Annotated in this window: 14 protein-coding genes; 9 read left to right on the top strand and 5 right to left on the bottom strand. The window is 70.4% G+C overall.

Annotated features, from left to right (window positions below):
- The first annotated feature begins 19 nt into the window (after positions 1 to 19).
- Positions 20 to 1,234, top strand: coding sequence for an ROK family transcriptional regulator (locus tag ACWD3H_RS05430; protein WP_350961627.1), 1,215 nt, complete (start codon positions 20 to 22; stop codon positions 1,232 to 1,234).
- A gap of 112 nt (positions 1,235 to 1,346) precedes the next feature.
- Here ACWD3H_RS05430 and ACWD3H_RS05425 read toward each other — a convergent pair whose 3' ends face one another.
- The 4 genes from ACWD3H_RS05425 to ACWD3H_RS05410 form a co-directional block, all read right to left on the bottom strand.
- Positions 1,347 to 1,877, bottom strand: a complete 531-nt coding sequence (locus ACWD3H_RS05425; RefSeq protein WP_451954126.1) for a hypothetical protein — start codon at positions 1,875 to 1,877, stop codon at positions 1,347 to 1,349.
- A 43-nt stretch (positions 1,878 to 1,920) separates the two neighbouring features.
- Positions 1,921 to 3,477, bottom strand: a complete 1,557-nt coding sequence (locus ACWD3H_RS05420; RefSeq protein WP_451954125.1) for an alkaline phosphatase D family protein — start codon at positions 3,475 to 3,477, stop codon at positions 1,921 to 1,923.
- Positions 3,478 to 3,702: 225 nt separating this feature from the next.
- The gene (locus ACWD3H_RS05415) at positions 3,703 to 4,536 is read right to left on the bottom strand and encodes a hypothetical protein (RefSeq protein ID WP_355618657.1); all 834 of its coding nucleotides are present in this window, start codon (positions 4,534 to 4,536) and stop codon (positions 3,703 to 3,705) included.
- 107 nt (positions 4,537 to 4,643) lie between these two features.
- Positions 4,644 to 5,237 carry a TetR/AcrR family transcriptional regulator gene (locus ACWD3H_RS05410; RefSeq protein WP_451954124.1) on the bottom strand — a complete coding sequence of 198 codons (594 nt, stop codon included), beginning with the start codon at positions 5,235 to 5,237 and terminating at the stop codon, positions 4,644 to 4,646.
- Between the two features lie 137 nt (positions 5,238 to 5,374).
- Here ACWD3H_RS05410 and ACWD3H_RS05405 point away from each other — a divergent pair, with 137 nt between their 5' ends.
- Both ACWD3H_RS05405 and ACWD3H_RS05400 read left to right on the top strand, forming a co-directional pair.
- Positions 5,375 to 5,590 (top strand): hypothetical protein, encoded by a 216-nt coding sequence (locus tag ACWD3H_RS05405; RefSeq protein ID WP_451954123.1) that lies wholly within the window; start codon positions 5,375 to 5,377, stop codon positions 5,588 to 5,590.
- 2 nt (positions 5,591 to 5,592) lie between these two features.
- A complete protein-coding gene (locus ACWD3H_RS05400) occupies positions 5,593 to 7,986 on the top strand; it encodes a beta-glucosidase (RefSeq protein ID WP_451954122.1) in 2,394 nt (797 codons plus the stop codon).
- A 123-nt stretch (positions 7,987 to 8,109) separates the two neighbouring features.
- Here the strand turns inward: ACWD3H_RS05400 and ACWD3H_RS05395 are convergent, their stop codons facing one another.
- Positions 8,110 to 9,201: a LacI family DNA-binding transcriptional regulator gene (locus ACWD3H_RS05395; protein WP_451954121.1), complete on the bottom strand. Its 1,092-nt coding sequence runs from the start codon at positions 9,199 to 9,201 to the stop codon at positions 8,110 to 8,112.
- A gap of 160 nt (positions 9,202 to 9,361) precedes the next feature.
- Between ACWD3H_RS05395 and ACWD3H_RS05390 the strand changes: the two genes are divergently transcribed.
- The 6 genes from ACWD3H_RS05390 to ACWD3H_RS05365 are packed head-to-tail and all read left to right on the top strand — an operon-like array spanning position 9,362 to position 16,000.
- Complete coding sequence (locus ACWD3H_RS05390) at positions 9,362 to 10,981, top strand: ABC transporter substrate-binding protein (RefSeq protein WP_451954120.1); 1,620 nt, start codon at positions 9,362 to 9,364, stop codon at positions 10,979 to 10,981.
- An 8-nt stretch (positions 10,982 to 10,989) separates the two neighbouring features.
- The gene (locus tag ACWD3H_RS05385) at positions 10,990 to 11,940 is read left to right on the top strand and encodes an ABC transporter permease (RefSeq protein WP_451954119.1); all 951 of its coding nucleotides are present in this window, start codon (positions 10,990 to 10,992) and stop codon (positions 11,938 to 11,940) included.
- Positions 11,937 to 12,800, top strand: coding sequence for an ABC transporter permease (locus ACWD3H_RS05380; protein WP_451954118.1), 864 nt, complete (start codon positions 11,937 to 11,939; stop codon positions 12,798 to 12,800). The genes ACWD3H_RS05385 and ACWD3H_RS05380 overlap by 4 nt, the downstream gene beginning before the upstream one ends.
- Positions 12,800 to 13,768, top strand: coding sequence for an ABC transporter ATP-binding protein (locus ACWD3H_RS05375; protein ID WP_451954117.1), 969 nt, complete (start codon positions 12,800 to 12,802; stop codon positions 13,766 to 13,768). Before ACWD3H_RS05380 ends, ACWD3H_RS05375 begins: the two co-directional genes overlap by 1 nt.
- The gene (locus tag ACWD3H_RS05370; protein WP_350919596.1) at positions 13,761 to 14,588 is read left to right on the top strand and encodes an ABC transporter ATP-binding protein; all 828 of its coding nucleotides are present in this window, start codon (positions 13,761 to 13,763) and stop codon (positions 14,586 to 14,588) included. Before ACWD3H_RS05375 ends, ACWD3H_RS05370 begins: the two co-directional genes overlap by 8 nt.
- Complete coding sequence (locus ACWD3H_RS05365; protein ID WP_451954116.1) at positions 14,585 to 16,000, top strand: amidase; 1,416 nt, start codon at positions 14,585 to 14,587, stop codon at positions 15,998 to 16,000. The genes ACWD3H_RS05370 and ACWD3H_RS05365 overlap by 4 nt, the downstream gene beginning before the upstream one ends.

Genomic DNA, 16,000 nt, shown 5'->3' with positions numbered 1-16,000 from the left:
GCTACCTAAGATGATGGTCATGTTCGACGCACAGCACAGGACCGTCCGCGACCTACGCCGAGGCAACCGGGCGATAGTGCTGCGCGCCCTCTACTTCGAGGGACCCGCCAGCCGCCAGGAGCTCAGTGAGACCATCGGGCTCAGCCCCGCCACCGTGAGCAACGTGACGGGAGATCTGCTGGCGAGCGGGACCATCGTCGAGGCGGGCCTGGCCGACTCCGACGGAGGCAGGCCGCGCGTGTTGCTACGGGTCAACACCACCCACGGCTACGCCATCGGCGTCGACGTCGGCGAGACGCACGTGCACGTCGAACTCTTCGACCTGGACATGAACCGCCAGGCCAAGGCCGAGTACGCGCTCCGCCCGACCCGGCACGACGTCGATCTGGTCGTCCGCCACATCATCGAGGGCATCGACGTGGTCCTGAACGAGAGCGGCGTGCCCGCCGAGCGGGTGCTCGGCGTGGGGGTGGGCGTTCCCGGCGTCGTCGAGACGGGGCCCGACGCCCTGATCCACGCCCCGACCTTCGGATGGGACGCGGTCCCCCTCGGCAGGCTCCTGCGGGCGGGCACCGACCTGCCGCTCTTCGTGGACAACGGCGCCAAGTCGATGGGACAGGCCGAGCTGTGGTTCGGCGTCGGGCGCAGGGCCAGGCACGCCGTGGTGGTGCTGATCGGCTCGGGAGTCGGGGCGAGCATCATCACCGACGGAACCACGTACCTGGGGGCCAACAGCAGCGCCGGCGAGTGGGGCCATACGAAGATCATGGTCGGCGGGCACCGGTGCCGCTGCGGCGGAGAGGGCTGCCTGGAGGCGTACGTGGGGGCCAGGGGCATTCTGGAACGTGCCGGGGTCTGGACGGAGAGCGTCGACGAGCAGGCCGCGCTGGCCGAACTGGTGGCCGGCGGTTCCCCCGTCATCGACGAGACCGTCACCTATCTGGGCATCGGCCTGGCCAACCTGATCAACCTGTTCAACCCTGAGCGGATCATCATCGGCGGCTGGGCCGGCGTGCTGCTCGGCGAGCACCTGCTGACGAGGATCAGGAAGGTCGCCGCGGACAACTGCCTGGCGCAGCCGTACAAGACGGTCTCCATCGGTCTGGGCCGCCTCGGCGTCGACTCCGTCGCGCTGGGCGCGGCCACCCTCGTGATCGAGAACTTCCTGCAGGCCGGCACGACCTCGAAGCCGAACGGCGCTCCCAGGCGTCCCCGGAACCGCGCCGGGATCTGACCGCTCGTTCCGGCTCGTCCCGCGGCAGGACGGGAAGGGCCCGTCCCATGCGGCGGGCCGTGCGGCCGGGACACCGGAGAGCCGGGCCGCACGCCCCTGGTACGCCGAGAGGCTAACGGATACGCGTGCTGACCTTGACCGGGCGGGAAATCTCCTTGCGGAGCTTACCGATGTCGGCCTTCGCGTCGGCGGTGACGATCACACCGAACCTGACCGTGGCGACGCCCCGGCGCGAGCCCGCCCAGGCGCGGATCCGCACCGTCGTCGAGTCGCCCTTGTCGAGGGAGGTGATCCAGCAGGAAAGGTCACGGCGCTTGACCGAGCACTTGACGCTGCGCGGCTTGGAGATCACCTTGATCTTGCGGAACCGGTTGGAGAAGTCCCCGACGAGTGCCACGTAGTGCTGGCCGCGGGCCTTCCTGTTACTGACCTTGACCGTGTAGACGAGAGATCCACCCCGGCGGACGTGCTTGGGGAAGGAGATCACGTACTTGAAGTCGGTGGGCGCCGCGGCGGCGGGTGACACGGCGGGTGCGGTGGGTAGCGCGGACCTGGCGGCCGAGGCGGGGGGCTGGACGAGGAGGGTGCCACCCAGCGCCATGGCGAGAGCCACGGCGCCGAGTCTCGTGGTGAGGGGACTCATAAGCGGCATCATCCAACATCTCTTCAGGAATTCCTCTGGCGCTTTAGGTCAGTGCCGCCTGTCCTGCCGGAATGGTGAACCGGGCACCGGTCTTCGCCGGAGCGCCACGCCTGCTGATGTAGTCGAGCGTGCGGAAGTCGGCGTGCAACTCCTGTGGCGTGACCCGGCAGACGATGTAACCGCGCCGCTGGTCGAGGTAGGAGATGTGCGGGTTCTCGGCGATCGTCGCGGCGACCCGGCTCTCGTCGCGGTAACCGTCGCCGTCGCTGGCGATCGAGGAGGTGACGAGTTCCACCGCGATCCGGGGCGAGTCCGGGTCGTCGAAGTCGAGCCTCAGGTCCGCCGCGTGGTGCATGTGCGCGTCTCCGGTCAGCACCACCGGGTTGGCCGCGCCCGTGTCCCGGAATCCGGTCAGCAGGCGGGTGCGCTCGGCGGCGTAGCCGTCCCAGGAGTCCATGTTGACCTCGGTGCCCGGCCCGACCCTGGAGTCACGCTGGGCCATCAGGATCTGCTGGCCGACCAGGTTCCAGCGGGCGCCGGAGCTCGCGAGGCCGTCGAGCAGCCAGCTCCGCTGGTCCTCGCCGAGCAGGGTGCGCCCGGTGGCCAGCCTGTCGTCGCAGCCGGACCTGAGCCCGTCCTCGCAGGCCTGGTCGTCGCGGAACTGCCGGGTGTCGAGCAGGTGGAAACGGGCCAGCGGCCCCCAGTCCACCCGGCGGTGGACCCGCATCGACGCCCCGCCGGGCACGCTCGTCCGGCGCAGCGGCATGTTCTCGTAGTACGCCTGGAAGGCGTTGGCCCTGCGCCGGGCGAACGCCGGGTCCCCGGAGCTGGAGACCTCTCCCGCCCAGTTGTTCTCGATCTCATGGTCGTCGAAGGTCACCAGCCACGGCGCGACCGCGTGCGCCGCCTGCAGGTCGGCGTCGCTCTTGTACTGCGCGTGCCGCATCCGGTAGTCGGCCAGCGTGGCGCAGGTGCCCGAGGTGTGCTGCCGGACACTCCCGGCGAGGGCCGTGTACCCCCGTGGCGCGTACTCGTACATGTAGTCGCCCAGGTGGACGACCAGCTCGGGATCCTGCTCGGCCAGCCTCCGGTACGCCGTGTAGAAACCGTGCTCGTAGTGGGCGCAGGCGGCGATGGCGAAGGTCAGCGGGGACGATGAAGACACAGCGGACACCGCGGACGGGGCGGTGCGGGTGCGGCCGGTCGGCGACAGGTGGCCCTCGGCCCGGAAACGGTAGAAGTACTCCCGGCCTGGCTCCAGGTGGTCCACCTCGACGTGGACGCTGTGCGCCCGCTGCCGGCGCGCGGTCTCGGTGCCCGCGCGGACCACCTTGGCGAACCGCTCGTCGGTGGCGAGCTGCCATTCGACGTCCACGTCCCTGGCCGGCATCCCACCCCGGCCGTCCGGGCCGAGCGGGTCGAGGGCGAGCCTGGTCCACAGCACGACGCCGTCCGCCGACGGGTCGCCGGAGGCGATGCCGAGCCTGAACGGGTCGTCGGCGAGGGTCCGGGCCGGGCCGTGCCCGGCCCCGGTGAGCAACAGGCCGCCCGCACCGGCGGCGGCGGAAAGAAACACTCTGCGTGACAGCTTCTGCTCCACGCCACCAGTGCAACCGCCCCAGCTTTCCCCGCCATGGCCTGAGCATCAAGGCAGGATGAACAGCCGTTGCACAGGCAAATGCCTTACCCACCGTGACTGAACATCGGCCGACCGGCGGGCGACATCGAGGCGAAGGATCGGCTTCCTCGCGGTGGCCGCGCCCGAGCCCCGGAGTGACGGTTCAGGAGGCGACGGCCTCCGCGGCGGTGAACCCGAGCGGGCGGGTCATCCCAGGTAGGGCTTGAGGTGGGGGGTGAGAGCGCCGCAACCCAGGTACTTCTCCACGGTGTGGAAGTCGAGCCAGTCGAGGTTGACCAGCGCCTCCTGGTCGACGCCGGTGAAGCAGGTCCGCAGCCCCGGCGGGATCGCCGCGATGTCGTCCTTGTCGGCGATGTTCACCCACCGCCTGACCTTGGGAGGCCGGCCGCCCCAGCCGTTGACCGGTGCGGGCATCAGGCGCTCGAAGATCACATTGCGCATGCCGAGCGGGCTGCCCAGAGTGATCAGCAGGTCGACCTCCAGGTCGGGGTTGGCCCAGAGCGTCTCGTAGGTCACCACGCTGCCCAGCGAGTGCGCGATCACCACCCTGGGCCGGTTCCGCCTGATCACCTCGGCCACGGCCGCCCTCGACTTCTCGCGCGCCTCGCTCCCGGCCACCATGTAGGCGGCGACCTCGGGACAGAAGAACCTGGCGAAGTCGACGGCGTTGCCCTGCAACCGGTCCAGCAGCCAGCCGGTCATCCGGTGCAGGGCGCCGGTCAGCCCCTCCCCCACCGAGTCGAGCTGCTTGGCCCAGGCGACGAAGACCTCCTGGGCGCCGACGTTCATGCTCCGCACCGCGCGCCTGGAGTCGTCCTTGCTCTCACCCAGCAGGTGGGCGTAGTAGGCGATCTCGGTGATGTAGCGCTCCTTGGCGTGCGGCTTTCCGCCGGTCAGGCCCTTGTGCAGATAGCGGTCCCACTTGTCGCGCATCGCGACCGCCGCGCCGCTGACCGAGTTACCCGCGTCGCGGTAGTAGCGGTACTTACCGATACCGTGCACCCCGACGATCGTGTCCATCCGCCCCCGCCTCCTGTGTTGGATGCCCGGTTTTCACGGGTGTCGATGACATGCGCCCCGAGCAACTGTGGCGGAAGCGAGCCCCGCGCCACAAGACCACGGGGGTGCTATTCGGAGACCGGGTGGCGGGCTTTCAGGAGGGAGAGGAAGGCGCGGAACAGCCCCGGCATGTCGATCTCGTCGGGGGCGAGCAGCCACTGGAGCTGGAGTCCGTCCATCACCGCGAACATCAGCGGCGCGGCCTGCTCGGGTGTGAGGCCGGCGGGTAAATCGTCGCCGAGTTCGGCGCGGATCACCTCGGCCATCCAGGCGCGGGAGGTTCCGTAGCGCTCCTTGAAGAAATCCCTGGCCGGGTGGTCCTCGATCACGCTCTCCGCGGAGAGCACGGTGAAGGACTGCACGATGCCGCGGCGCTGTGCGTTGTACTCGACCAGCGCGGCCACGGTGTCCAGCGTGATCGCTCCTCCCTCACCGGGCAGCACGAGCACGTCGAGGTTGCGCTCGTCGCGCAACTGCAGAACCTCGGCGAGCAGCCGATCCTTGCTCGGGAAGTAATGCAGCACCCCCTGCTGGCTGAGGCCCACCCGCTCGGCGATCGACGCGATCGACGCCCCCGTGTAGCCGCGTTCGGCGAACACGTCGAGCGCGGCCAGCAGGATCTCCTCTCGCCGGCTCTCGCGCGATCCTCGGCGTCGCACCATGCGTCAACCCCTCTCGTCGCGCCGAGCCTAACGTGATCAGCAAGAATAACAATTACATATCATGACCTACCGACTATTCGGTAATTGCGGGCATACTCCCGAGGGAAAGCGCGTACAGCGAGGTTCAAGGAGATCACGTGGCCGGACCCCTCGTCGTCGGTCCAGGGAGGCCCGGCGTTCTCCCGGCCACCGCACCCGCTGGTTTCGCGCGCCGCCTCGCCCTCGCCGGCCCCGGTTCCTCCGGCGACGCTCCGCGCGACCGCCGGAGGAACCGGCCCGCACTCTTCCTCTTCGCCCCGATCGGCGTGATCGTGGGCACTGTTCTGGTCACTCGCATCAAGGAGGTTCGCTGACCGTGTCGGGAATCGAGCACGACGACATCGTGGAACAGGCGCTGAGCAAACTCGACCTGGACACCAAGGCGCGCATCCTGGCCGGTCAGGACATGTGGAGCCTGCCCGCGGCGCCCGGCGCCGGCCTCGATGCGATCGTCATGTCGGACGGGCCGATCGGCGTCCGAGGCGCCAGGTGGACGGCCGACGACCCGTCCATCGCCCTGCCGAGCCCGACCGCCCTGGCCGCGACCTGGGATGTGGCGCTGGCCCGCCGCGTCGGCAACCTGCTGGCCCAGGAGGCCCGCCGCAAGGGCGTTCACGTGCTGCTGGCACCGACCGTCAACCTGCACCGCTCCCCCCTCGGCGGCCGGCACTTCGAGTGCTACTCCGAGGACCCGATGCTGAGCGGCGAGATCGCCGCCGCTTACGTCACCGGAGTCCAGGAGGGCGGGGTCGCCGCCATGGTCAAGCACTTCGTGGCCAACGACTTCGAGACCGGGCGGATGACCGCCAACGTCCTGGTCGGCGAGCGCGCCCTGCGCGAGCTCTACCTGGCCCCCTTCGAGCTCGTGGTGAAGAAGGCGGGGCCGTTCGGCGTCATGGCGGCCTACAACAGCGTCAACGGGCCCACCATGACAGAACATGACGAGCTGCAGAACAAGGTCCTGCGCGACGAGTGGGGTTTCGACGGCGTCATCGTCTCCGACTGGACGGCCGCCCGCGACACGATCCGCGCCGCGCTCGGCGGGCTCGACATCGCCATGCCCGGCCCCGGCACCGTGTACGGCCCGGCGCTCGCGGCGGCCGTACGCGCCGGAGAGCTGGACGAGGAGGTCGTGGACGAGCACGCACGCCGGGTGCTGACCCTGGCCCGCCGGGTGGGCGCCTTGGAGGGCGCGTCCCGCGCCGAACCCCTTCCGGCCGTCGACGGGGAGGCGCTGGCCCGTGAGGTCGCGGCGGCGTCGTTCACGCTGGTGCGCAACGACGGCGTCCTGCCGTTCGGCCCGGACACGAGCGTGGCCCTCATCGGAGGAGCGGCGAAGGAGGCCCGCGTGATGGGCGGGGGCAGCGCGCAGGTCTTCCCCTCCCATGTCGTGTCACCGTACGACGGGCTCGCGTCCGCGGGGATCCGGATGGCGTACGCCCGCGGGGCCGACCCCAGCGGCAGGTTCAACCCGGCGCGCTTCCCGCTGCGCGCGGTCTGCCGGGCGAAGGACGGGCGGGTGCTCGGCGATTTCCCGCTGTCCGAGGGGGTGATCCAGTGGTTCGGCGAGATGCCGGAAGGCGTGGCCTTCCAAGAGCTGCGCAGCGTCGAGATCACCGGCACGTTCACTCCCGCGGTCGGCGGCGTGCACCGGCTCTCGATCGAGGGAGTCGGCCGCTTCCGGCTCGTCGTCGGCGGGCAGGCCCGCTTCGACGGGACGATGGTCCCGGCGGGCGATGACCCGATCGCGTTGTTCATGGCGCCGCCGCACACCGTCGTCGACGTGGAGCTGCGCGCCGGGGAGCCGGTCGACGTCCGCCTCGAGCACACGCTGCCCCGGTCCGGCCTGCTGTCGTTCCCCTTCGTCGGCGCCACGCTCGGTCACCGGGAGCCGTCGCCCGGTTCGGACGAGCTGATCGAGGAGGCCGTACGGGTCGCCTCGGCGGCGGACGTCGCCGTGGTCGTCGTGGCCACGACCAAGGAGGTGGAGAGCGAGGGCTTCGACCGCACGTCGCTGAAGCTGCCCGGCCGCCAGGACGAGCTGGTGTCCCGGGTGGCCGCCGCCAACCCGCGGACGGTCGTCGTGGTCAACGCCGGCTCCCCTGTGGAGATGCCGTGGCGGGAAGAGGTCGCGGCCATCCTGCTCACCTGGTTCCCCGGCCAGGAGGGTGGCCACGCGCTGGCCGACGTGGTGCTCGGCCGTACGGAGCCGGGCGGCCGCCTGCCGACCACCTGGCCCGGCGTGCTCGAGGAGTGTCCGGTCATCGACGTCACCCCCGTCGACGGTGTGCTGCGGTACGAGGAGGGCGTCTTCGTCGGCTACCGCGCCTGGGAGCGGTCGGGTACGGCTCCCGCCTACGGGTTCGGAGCCGGTCTCGGATACACGACCTGGCACTACGAGTCCGCCGGGTACGCCGACGGGACGCTCACCGTCCGGGTGCGCAACACCGGCGACCGTCCCGGCCGCGAGGTGGTGCAGGTCTACCTGGCACCCGCGGTGCCCGACGAGTCCCGGCCCGCCCGCTGGCTGGTCGGGTTCGCCGTCGCCGAGGCCGGCCCCGGCGAGACCGCCGAGGTGTCCGTCGAGATCCCGCGCCGCGCGGCCGAGGTCTGGAGCGAGCACGGATGGCGCCTGGTCTCCGGGGACTACGTGCTCCAGACCGGGCATTCACTCGACGACATCCGCCTCACCACCGCCATACCCCTGTAGGAGACTCCCGCGTACGCGGTGGCGGCCCGCTGGGCGTTCAGGGCCCCAGCCGTTTCAGCGAGCTCTTCGAGGCCGGGCCCGGCGTCCCACCCCGCGAGTTCCGAGACCGATTCCACCTGAGCGTCACCCAGGAGCGAGCGGGGACACCGCCGGCCGCCGCGTCCGCCGCGCGGGCCGCCGGCCGGGAAAGACCGAAGACGCGCGGATCTGGAAGTCGGCCGAGAAGAGGCGGCCGTGGTCACCCTCGCGCCCTTCGATGCGGTCGACGAGCAGTTCCACCGCCGCCCGGGCGGTCTCGCCGGGCAGGAAGCTGAGCGTGCTGATCGGCGGGTCGGTGTAGGCGGCCGCCGGATCCTCCGTGGTGCAGACGAGCAGCAGGTCGTCGGGGACGGAGCGGCCGAGCCTGCGGATCGTGTCCAGCAGGAGCGGCGAGCTGACCTCGACCAGTGTGAACAGCGCGTCCGGCGGGACCGGGGCGGCGAGCAGTTCCCGCACGGCGTCGAGCGTCTGTTGCACACCGGGGCCGGGCAGGTAGACGATCCAGGGTTCACGGTCCCGCTCGGCACACCAGTCCTGGTAGGCGTCCACGGACTGCTGGTGGAAGCAGGCTGTGGCCGCGGCCGCGACGACCGCGATCCGTTCGGCACCGGCTTCCTCCAGGTGATCGAGGACCTGGCGTACGGCGCCGTCGTTGTCGAAGTCGACCCATCGGCCGATCTCCCGTACTCCGCTCGTGACCTCCGCCAGGGCCCGGCGATCGGAGACCACGGGGACGCCCGCTGCGAGGAAGTCTCCGACCATCGGATCTCCCGCGACCGGGTCGACGACGAACACGCCGTCCAGCGGCATGTCCAGCCAGCAGTCCTCCGGCCCGGAGGTCGGCAACAGGACGACGCCATATCCATGGGACAGAGCCACCCGGGTCGTGGCGATGACGAGCTGCGAGAAGTAGGCCAGATCGGTGTACACCCATGGTGTCTCGACGTACTCACGTGCCGCGAGGCCGAGCAGCCGGGTGTGCCCCCTGCGTAGGAGCCGTGCCGTGGCGTTCGGGCGGTAGCCGAGAGCTCGCGCCACCCTCTGCACATGCTCGCGGGTGGCCGCGGGAAGCCGACCGGTCCCGTTCAGCGCGTCCGACACGGTCGTCTTGGACACCCCCGCGGCACGGGCCACATCCACGAGGCGAACCCGGGCCGTGCGCTCTGACTGGCTCATGAGAACGATCCTGTCATCCTGCCGGGCGCTGCCGCCACCCGTCCAACCATTGCAGAATCGTTCCGCCAACCTCTTGTGCAGGAACGTTCCTTCACGAATACTCACTGCAATCTCAGCCGCACATCGGATCGTTGCGGCCCGTTCAGAAAGAGGTGATCTGATGCGCACCTCCCGTTTGGTCGCGGCGACCGCCCTGCTCGCCCTCGCGGTCAGCGCCTGCGGCGGCGCCACAAGCGCCGGTAAGGACGGCGGCTCCGTCGCTTTCGAGATCACGAAGGACACTCCGGCGGCCAAGGGCGCCGTGGACTCGGTGACCTGGTCGCTGTACGCCGAACCGCAGTCCCTGGACTACGTGTACGCCTTCGACTACCACCCCAACACCGTGCTCGCCAACATATGCGAGCAGCTCATGCGGATCACTCCCGACCTGAAGGTGGAGCCCGGCCTGGCCAGTGCCGCGACCTCACCCGATCCCAAACGCTGGGTCTACACGATCCGCTCCGGGGTGAAATTCCACGACGGCTCCACGCTCACCGCCGACGACGTCGTCGCCAGCATGCGCCGCCACCTCGATCCCAAGGTCGGCTCGTACTGGGTCTCCGCCTACACGAACGTCGACAAGATCGAGAAGACCGGGCCGATGGAGGTCACGGTCCATCTGAAGCAGCCCGACCAGCTCTTCAACGAGGAGATGGGCACCTCCGCCGGAACCATCGAGAGCGCCGCCTCCCTGTCCAAGGAGGGCTACGGCACCCCGGATGTCGGAGTCAACTGCACCGGCCCCTTCTCACTCGACTCATGGCAGAAGGGCCAGTCGATCAACCTCAAGAAGTTCGACGACTATTGGGACCCGTCGCTCGTACCCAAGGTGAACACGATCAAGAACGTGTTCATCCCGGACCCCGCCGCCCGCGTCAACGCGCTGCTCTCCGGCGAGGTCGACGGCGGTTACCTGCTGCCGCCCCCCGGGTTCCCCAAGCTCCGCACCGCCGACAGCGGCACGCTCTACTTCGGTCCCAACACGACGGCCGTGAACCTGATCCCCACCGACCTCAAGGGCACGCTCGGTGATGTCAAGGTCCGCAAGGCGCTGTCCATGGCGCTCGACCGCGACGGCATCATCAAGGCCGCCGCGGGCGGAGTCGCCACACCGGCGAAGGCGCCCGGCGCCATCGGCGCCTGGGGAATCGCCCCGGAGGCGGCCAAGGAGTACTACGCCAAGCTTCCGCCCCTCACCAGGGATGTCGCCGGGGCGAAGAAGCTGATCGAGGAGGCCGGCGCCTCCGGCAAGAAGATCGTGATCGCGACCAGTACGCTCTCCCCGGAGATCAGCGTCATCGCCAACGCGGTGCAGTCGGCGGGGCAGGCCATCGGCCTGAAGGTCGAACTGAAGGCGGTCGCCCCGGATGCCTACACGGCGCTGTTCTCCGACCCGAAGGCCCGCGAGGGCATCGATCTGGTCATGACGATCTGGTACGACTCCACCCCCGACCCGCTGGAGTTCTACGGGATCCTGGAGACGGGCAACTTCGCCAACTACGGCGGCTACTCCAACCCCGAATACGACGCCCTGGTCGATGAGGCCAACGCCCAGGCCGACCCGGCCGCGCGCGCCGCGACGATCGCCAAGCTGCAGGAGATCGCCGTCCGCGATGTGGTCTGGATCCCGCTGTACGAGTTGCCGCACAGCATGTTCCTCAACAAGCGGCTCACCGGCGCGCCGACCAGCATCTCCCAGCTTGTCTTCCCATGGGCCGCTCGTCTGGGTTCGGCCAGTTGAGTTCGACCATGGCGGGCTTTCTCCTTCGCCGGATCACCGGGATCATCGCGACGCTGCTCATCACGTCGTTCCTGGTCTTCGGCTCGGTCCATCTCGCCCCCGGCGACCCGGCGTCCTTCCTCCTGGGAGGGCGCTCGGCGTCACCGGCGGCCGTCGCGGCCATCAAGGAGCAGTACCACCTGAACGACCCGTTCCTGATCCAGTACACCAAGTGGATCAGCGGCGTCGTCACCGGTGACTTCGGCAAGTCCGTGCAGTTCCGGCAGGACGTGGGCGGTCTGATCACCGCCCGGCTGCCGACGACGCTGTGGCTCATCGGCTACGCCGGCCTGCTCATCCTGATCGGAGGGCTGGCGTTCGGGGCGCTGGCCGCGCTGCGGCGGGGCATCGTCGACCGGATGGTCCTCATCGGCACGGGCGTCGCCACGGCCACCCCGTCGTTCGTCGCCGCGATCGGGCTGATCTCGCTGTTCTCCGTCCAGCTGGGCTGGTTCCCCGCTTTCGGCAACGGCAGCGGTTTCGGCGACCGGATCAGCCATCTGACGCTCCCGGCGGCGGCGCTCGCCCTGACCTTCGTCGGCCTGCTGGCCCGGGTGACCCGTACCTCGATGCTGGAGGAGCTGGGACGCGAGCACGTCGAGGTGGCCCGCTCACGCGGGGTGCCCGGCTCGGACGTGGTATGGCGGCACGTGCTGCGCAACGCCCTCGGCCCGATCACCACGGTGGCCGGGACGATCGTGGCCGGCCTGCTGGTCGCCACCTCGATCGTGGAGACCGCCTTCGGCCTGTCCGGGGTCGGCCAGTTGCTGGTCAGCTCCGTCACCGTCAAGGACTTCCCTGTCGTGCAGGCCGTCAGCCTGCTGGTGGTGCTGGCCTTCGTCTCCGCCAACCTCATCGTCGACCTGGTCCATCCGCTCATCGACCCCCGCCTGTCCCACGCGAAGGGAGGCACAAGATGACCGCCCTGCCCATCCACCGGCGCAGGCTCCTCGCACCGCTGGCCCGCCTCGCGGGAGGCGACAAGCTCGTCACGACCGCCCTCGCCGTGCTGACCGTGCTGATCATCGCGGCGGTCCTCGCCCCGCTGATCGCTCCGCACGACCCCGACGCCGTCGACCTGTCCGCGACCTTGAGCGGCTCCACCCCCGACCACCTGCTGGGCGCGGACCAGTCCGGCCGCGACGTCCTGTCCCGGCTGATCTTCGGTGCCCGGACGGGACTGCTCGGCCCGCTGGTGGTCGTGGTCGTGTCGACGCTGCTCGGCATGCTGATCGGGGTGACCGCCGCCTGGCACGGCGGAGTCGTCGACTCCGTGCTTTCACGCGCCATGGAGCTCGTCTTCTCCTTCCCCGCCCTGCTGCTGGCCATCATCCTGGTGGCGGTCTTCGGAGCCGGGCTGACCGCTCCGGTCATCGCGATGAGCGTCGCCTACGCCCCGTACGTCGGCCGGCTGGCACGCAGCGTGGCCCTGCAGGAGAAGGCCCGCCCCTACATCCAGGCGTACCGGGTGCAGGGCTGGTCGGGCTGGGTGATCTGCGTGAAGCATCTGCTTCCCAACATCGCTCCGCTGATCCTCGCCCAGTCCGCGATCAACTTCGGGTACGCGCTCATGGATCTCGCGGCACTCTCCTTCCTCGGCTTCGGTGTGCAGCCGCCCACCGCCGACTGGGGCGCGATGATCAACGAGGGCTCCTCGGCCCTGCTCCAGGGCGCGACGCTCCCCGCCCTCGCCCCCGGCGTCGCCATCGTGATCACGGTGGTCGCGTTCGGCATCGTCGGCGAGTCCATCGCCGATCGCGTCGCCAGGCGGGAGCAGTGATGACCACTCGGCTACTGGAGATCGAGAACCTGACCGTGCGGCTCGCGGACGGCAAGGCCGCGCGTCCCATCCTCGACGGTGTGTCGCTGCACGTCGAGCGGGGCGAGGCCGTCGGGCTGGTCGGCGAGTCCGGATCGGGCAAGTCCGTCACCTGCCGCTCGGTGCTGGGGTTGCTCCCCGAGGGAGCTCGGGCCGCCGGCAGCCTGCGGGTGGACGGAGCGGACATCCTGACGATGTCCCCCACCCGGCTTCGCGAGCTGCGCCGCCGCGACGCCTCCATGATCTTCCAAGACCCTCGGGCCTCCATCAACCCGCTGCGCAGGATCGGCGACTTCGTCACCGAAGGGATGCGGGCCGGCGGTGTGCCACAGAAAGACGCGCTCAAGCGGGCCGAGGAGTTGCTGGAGTCGGTCGGCATCCGTGAGCCGCGCGCGGCCCTGCGCAGGTACCCGCACGAGTTCTCCGGCGGCATGCTGCAGCGCGTGATGATCGCCGGCGCGCTCGCCGGAGGGCCCCGGCTGCTGCTGGCCGACGAGCCCACCACGGCGCTGGACGTCACCACCCAGGCCGAGGTCATCTCGATCCTCAGCAGGCTGCGGGCCGAGCGTGACATGGGGATGCTCTTCGTCACCCACGACCTGGAACTGGCCGCGGCGATCTGCGACCGCATCTACGTGATGTACGCGGGACGGATCGTCGAGGCGCAGTCCACCGAAGGGCTCTTCGGCCGCCCCCGCCATCCGTACACCTCGGGACTGCTGGCCGCGACCCCGCGACTGGGGTCGGACGAGCCGCCGCACGGCGTCCCCGGGCGTCCGGTGTCACTCGCCGAGAGCCCGGCCGGATGTGCCTTCGCGGCCCGCTGCGCCCACGCCCAGCCCGCCTGCGCACAGGAGGAACCCGTCCGGCGGGAGATCGACGGTGCTCAGGTGGCCTGCCTGCGCGCGGAGGAGCTCATCCATGACTGAGTACACACTGGAGGTCGAGAACCTGCGCAAGTCGTTCGGCGACCAGGTGGCCGTCGACGACGTCTCCTTCTCGCTGAAGCCCGGCGGCTCCCTGGCCATCGTGGGCGAGTCGGGATCGGGGAAGACGACGACCGCGCGGATGCTCGTCGGCCTGGAGCGGCCGGACGCCGGCCGGATCCGCGTCGGCGGACGGGACCGCTCGGATGTGGCCCGCGGCAAGGCGACCCGGCTTGCCCGTGCCCGAGAGCTCCAGATGGTCTTCCAGGACCCCTACCTCTCGCTCGACCCCCGCGTCAGCGTCGCGCAGTGCGTCGAGGAACCGCTGCGCCTGCACTTCGGGATGAGCCCGCGGGAACGGCGGGCCCGCCGCGACGAACTGCTGGAGCGGGTCGGTCTCGGCGAGCGGGAGGCGGACGCGCTCCCCAGACGACTGTCCGGCGGCCAGCGCCAGCGGGTCGCCATCGCCCGCGCGCTGGCGACCGAGCCGAAGGTGCTGATCCTGGACGAGGCGACCGCCGCACTCGACGTGTCCATCCAGGCCCAGATCCTCGACCTGCTCTCGGAGATCCACCGTGACACCGGCGTCGGATATCTGTTCGTCACCCACAACCTGGCGCTCGTCCGGCACATCGCCGACGACATCCTCGTGCTCTACCAGGGCCGCGTGGTCGAGTACGGCCCGAGCCGGCAGGTGCTGGCCGCCCCCGAGCATCCCTATACCCGCCTGCTACTGCACTCGGTGCCGCGCCCCGGCTGGGACCCAGCCCAGATCGCGGCGGACCGACGTGCCCTCGCGACCGATTCGAAGGAGATCTCATGACGGACCTCGCCTACCTCGCCGCGACCGAGGCCCTGCGGCTGTTCCGGTCCCGCGAGCTGTCCCCCGTCGAGCTGATGACCTCCGTCATCGAGCGCGCCGAGGCCGTCGAGCCCCAGATCAACGCGCTGAGCGAGCGCATGTTCGAGGATGCGCTCCGCCAGGCGAAGGACGCCGAGCGCGCCTACCGCGACGGCTCCCCGCGACCGCTTGAGGGGATTCCCGTCGCCACGAAGGACGAGCAGCCGATCGCCGGACGGATCGCCTCGGACGGATCGCTCGCCTACACCGACCATGTGGCCGAGGTGACCCATCCGGTCATCGAGCGACTGCAGGCCGCCGGCGGCATCGTGCACGCCCGCACCACCACACCCGAGTTCTGCTGCGCGGGCTTCACGCACTCTCGGCTGTGGGGACTCACCCGCAACCCGTGGAACCTGGACTACTCCCCCGGCGGTTCCTCGGGCGGCTCGGGCGCGGCGCTCGCCTCCGGCACCGCCACCCTCGCGACCGGCTCCGACATCGGCGGCTCGATCCGGCTGCCCGCCGCCAACACCGGCACGGTCGGCTACAAGCCGCCCTACGGCCGGGTGCCCGCGATGCCGCCGTTCAACCTCGACCACTACTGCCACGACGGGCCGATGGCCCGCACGGTCGCCGACTGCGCGCTGCTGCAGAACGTCATCGTCGGCCCGCACCCCCGCGACGTGGTCTCGCTCCGCCCCGCCGTGCGCGTCCCCGAGCGGCTCGGCGACGTGACCGGCCTGCGCATCGCGTACGCGCCGAACCTGGGCGACTGGGAGATCGAGCCGGAGATCGCGGCCAACACCAAGGCGGTGGCCGACGCGCTGCGGGAGGCCGGGGCGATCGTCGAGGAGGTCGAGGTCGGGCTGCGCCGGGCCGACGTCTTCCAGGCCGTCTTCATCCACTTCGGCGCCATCTTCGGTCCCATGGTCACCCGGGTCGCGGCCGAGCACGGCGACAAGCTCAACCCCTACGCCCTCGCGTTCGCCGCGACGGCCGAGCAGGCGATGGGAGACAGCGGCGCCTTCCTGACCGGGCTGGAGCTGGAGGCGGCCGTCTACGCGCCGATCGGCGAGCTGCTCGACCGCTACGACGCGCTGCTCTGCCCGACCACGGGAGCACCCGGCCTGCTCGCGGGCGAGGACTACGTCGACACCAAGTTCACCGTGAACGGCGTCGAGCTGGACGACTACCTGGAGTACGCGCTGACTCCGGTCTTCAACATCGCCAGCCGCTGCCCGGTGCTCAACGTCCCGTCCGGCCGCGCGTCCAACGGCATGCCGACCGGGGTGCAGATCGTCGGCCGCAGCTACGACGACGCGACCGTCTTCCAGATCGGCGCCGCCGTCGAGCGGGTCCGCCCATGGGCCTACCGCCCGGAGTCGCTGTGA

The sequence above is a fragment of the Streptosporangium sp. NPDC002607 genome (assembly GCF_053592655.1).
The sequence above is the reverse complement of the archived record's forward strand: the minus strand, read 5'-3'. Positions and strand labels throughout refer to the sequence as shown.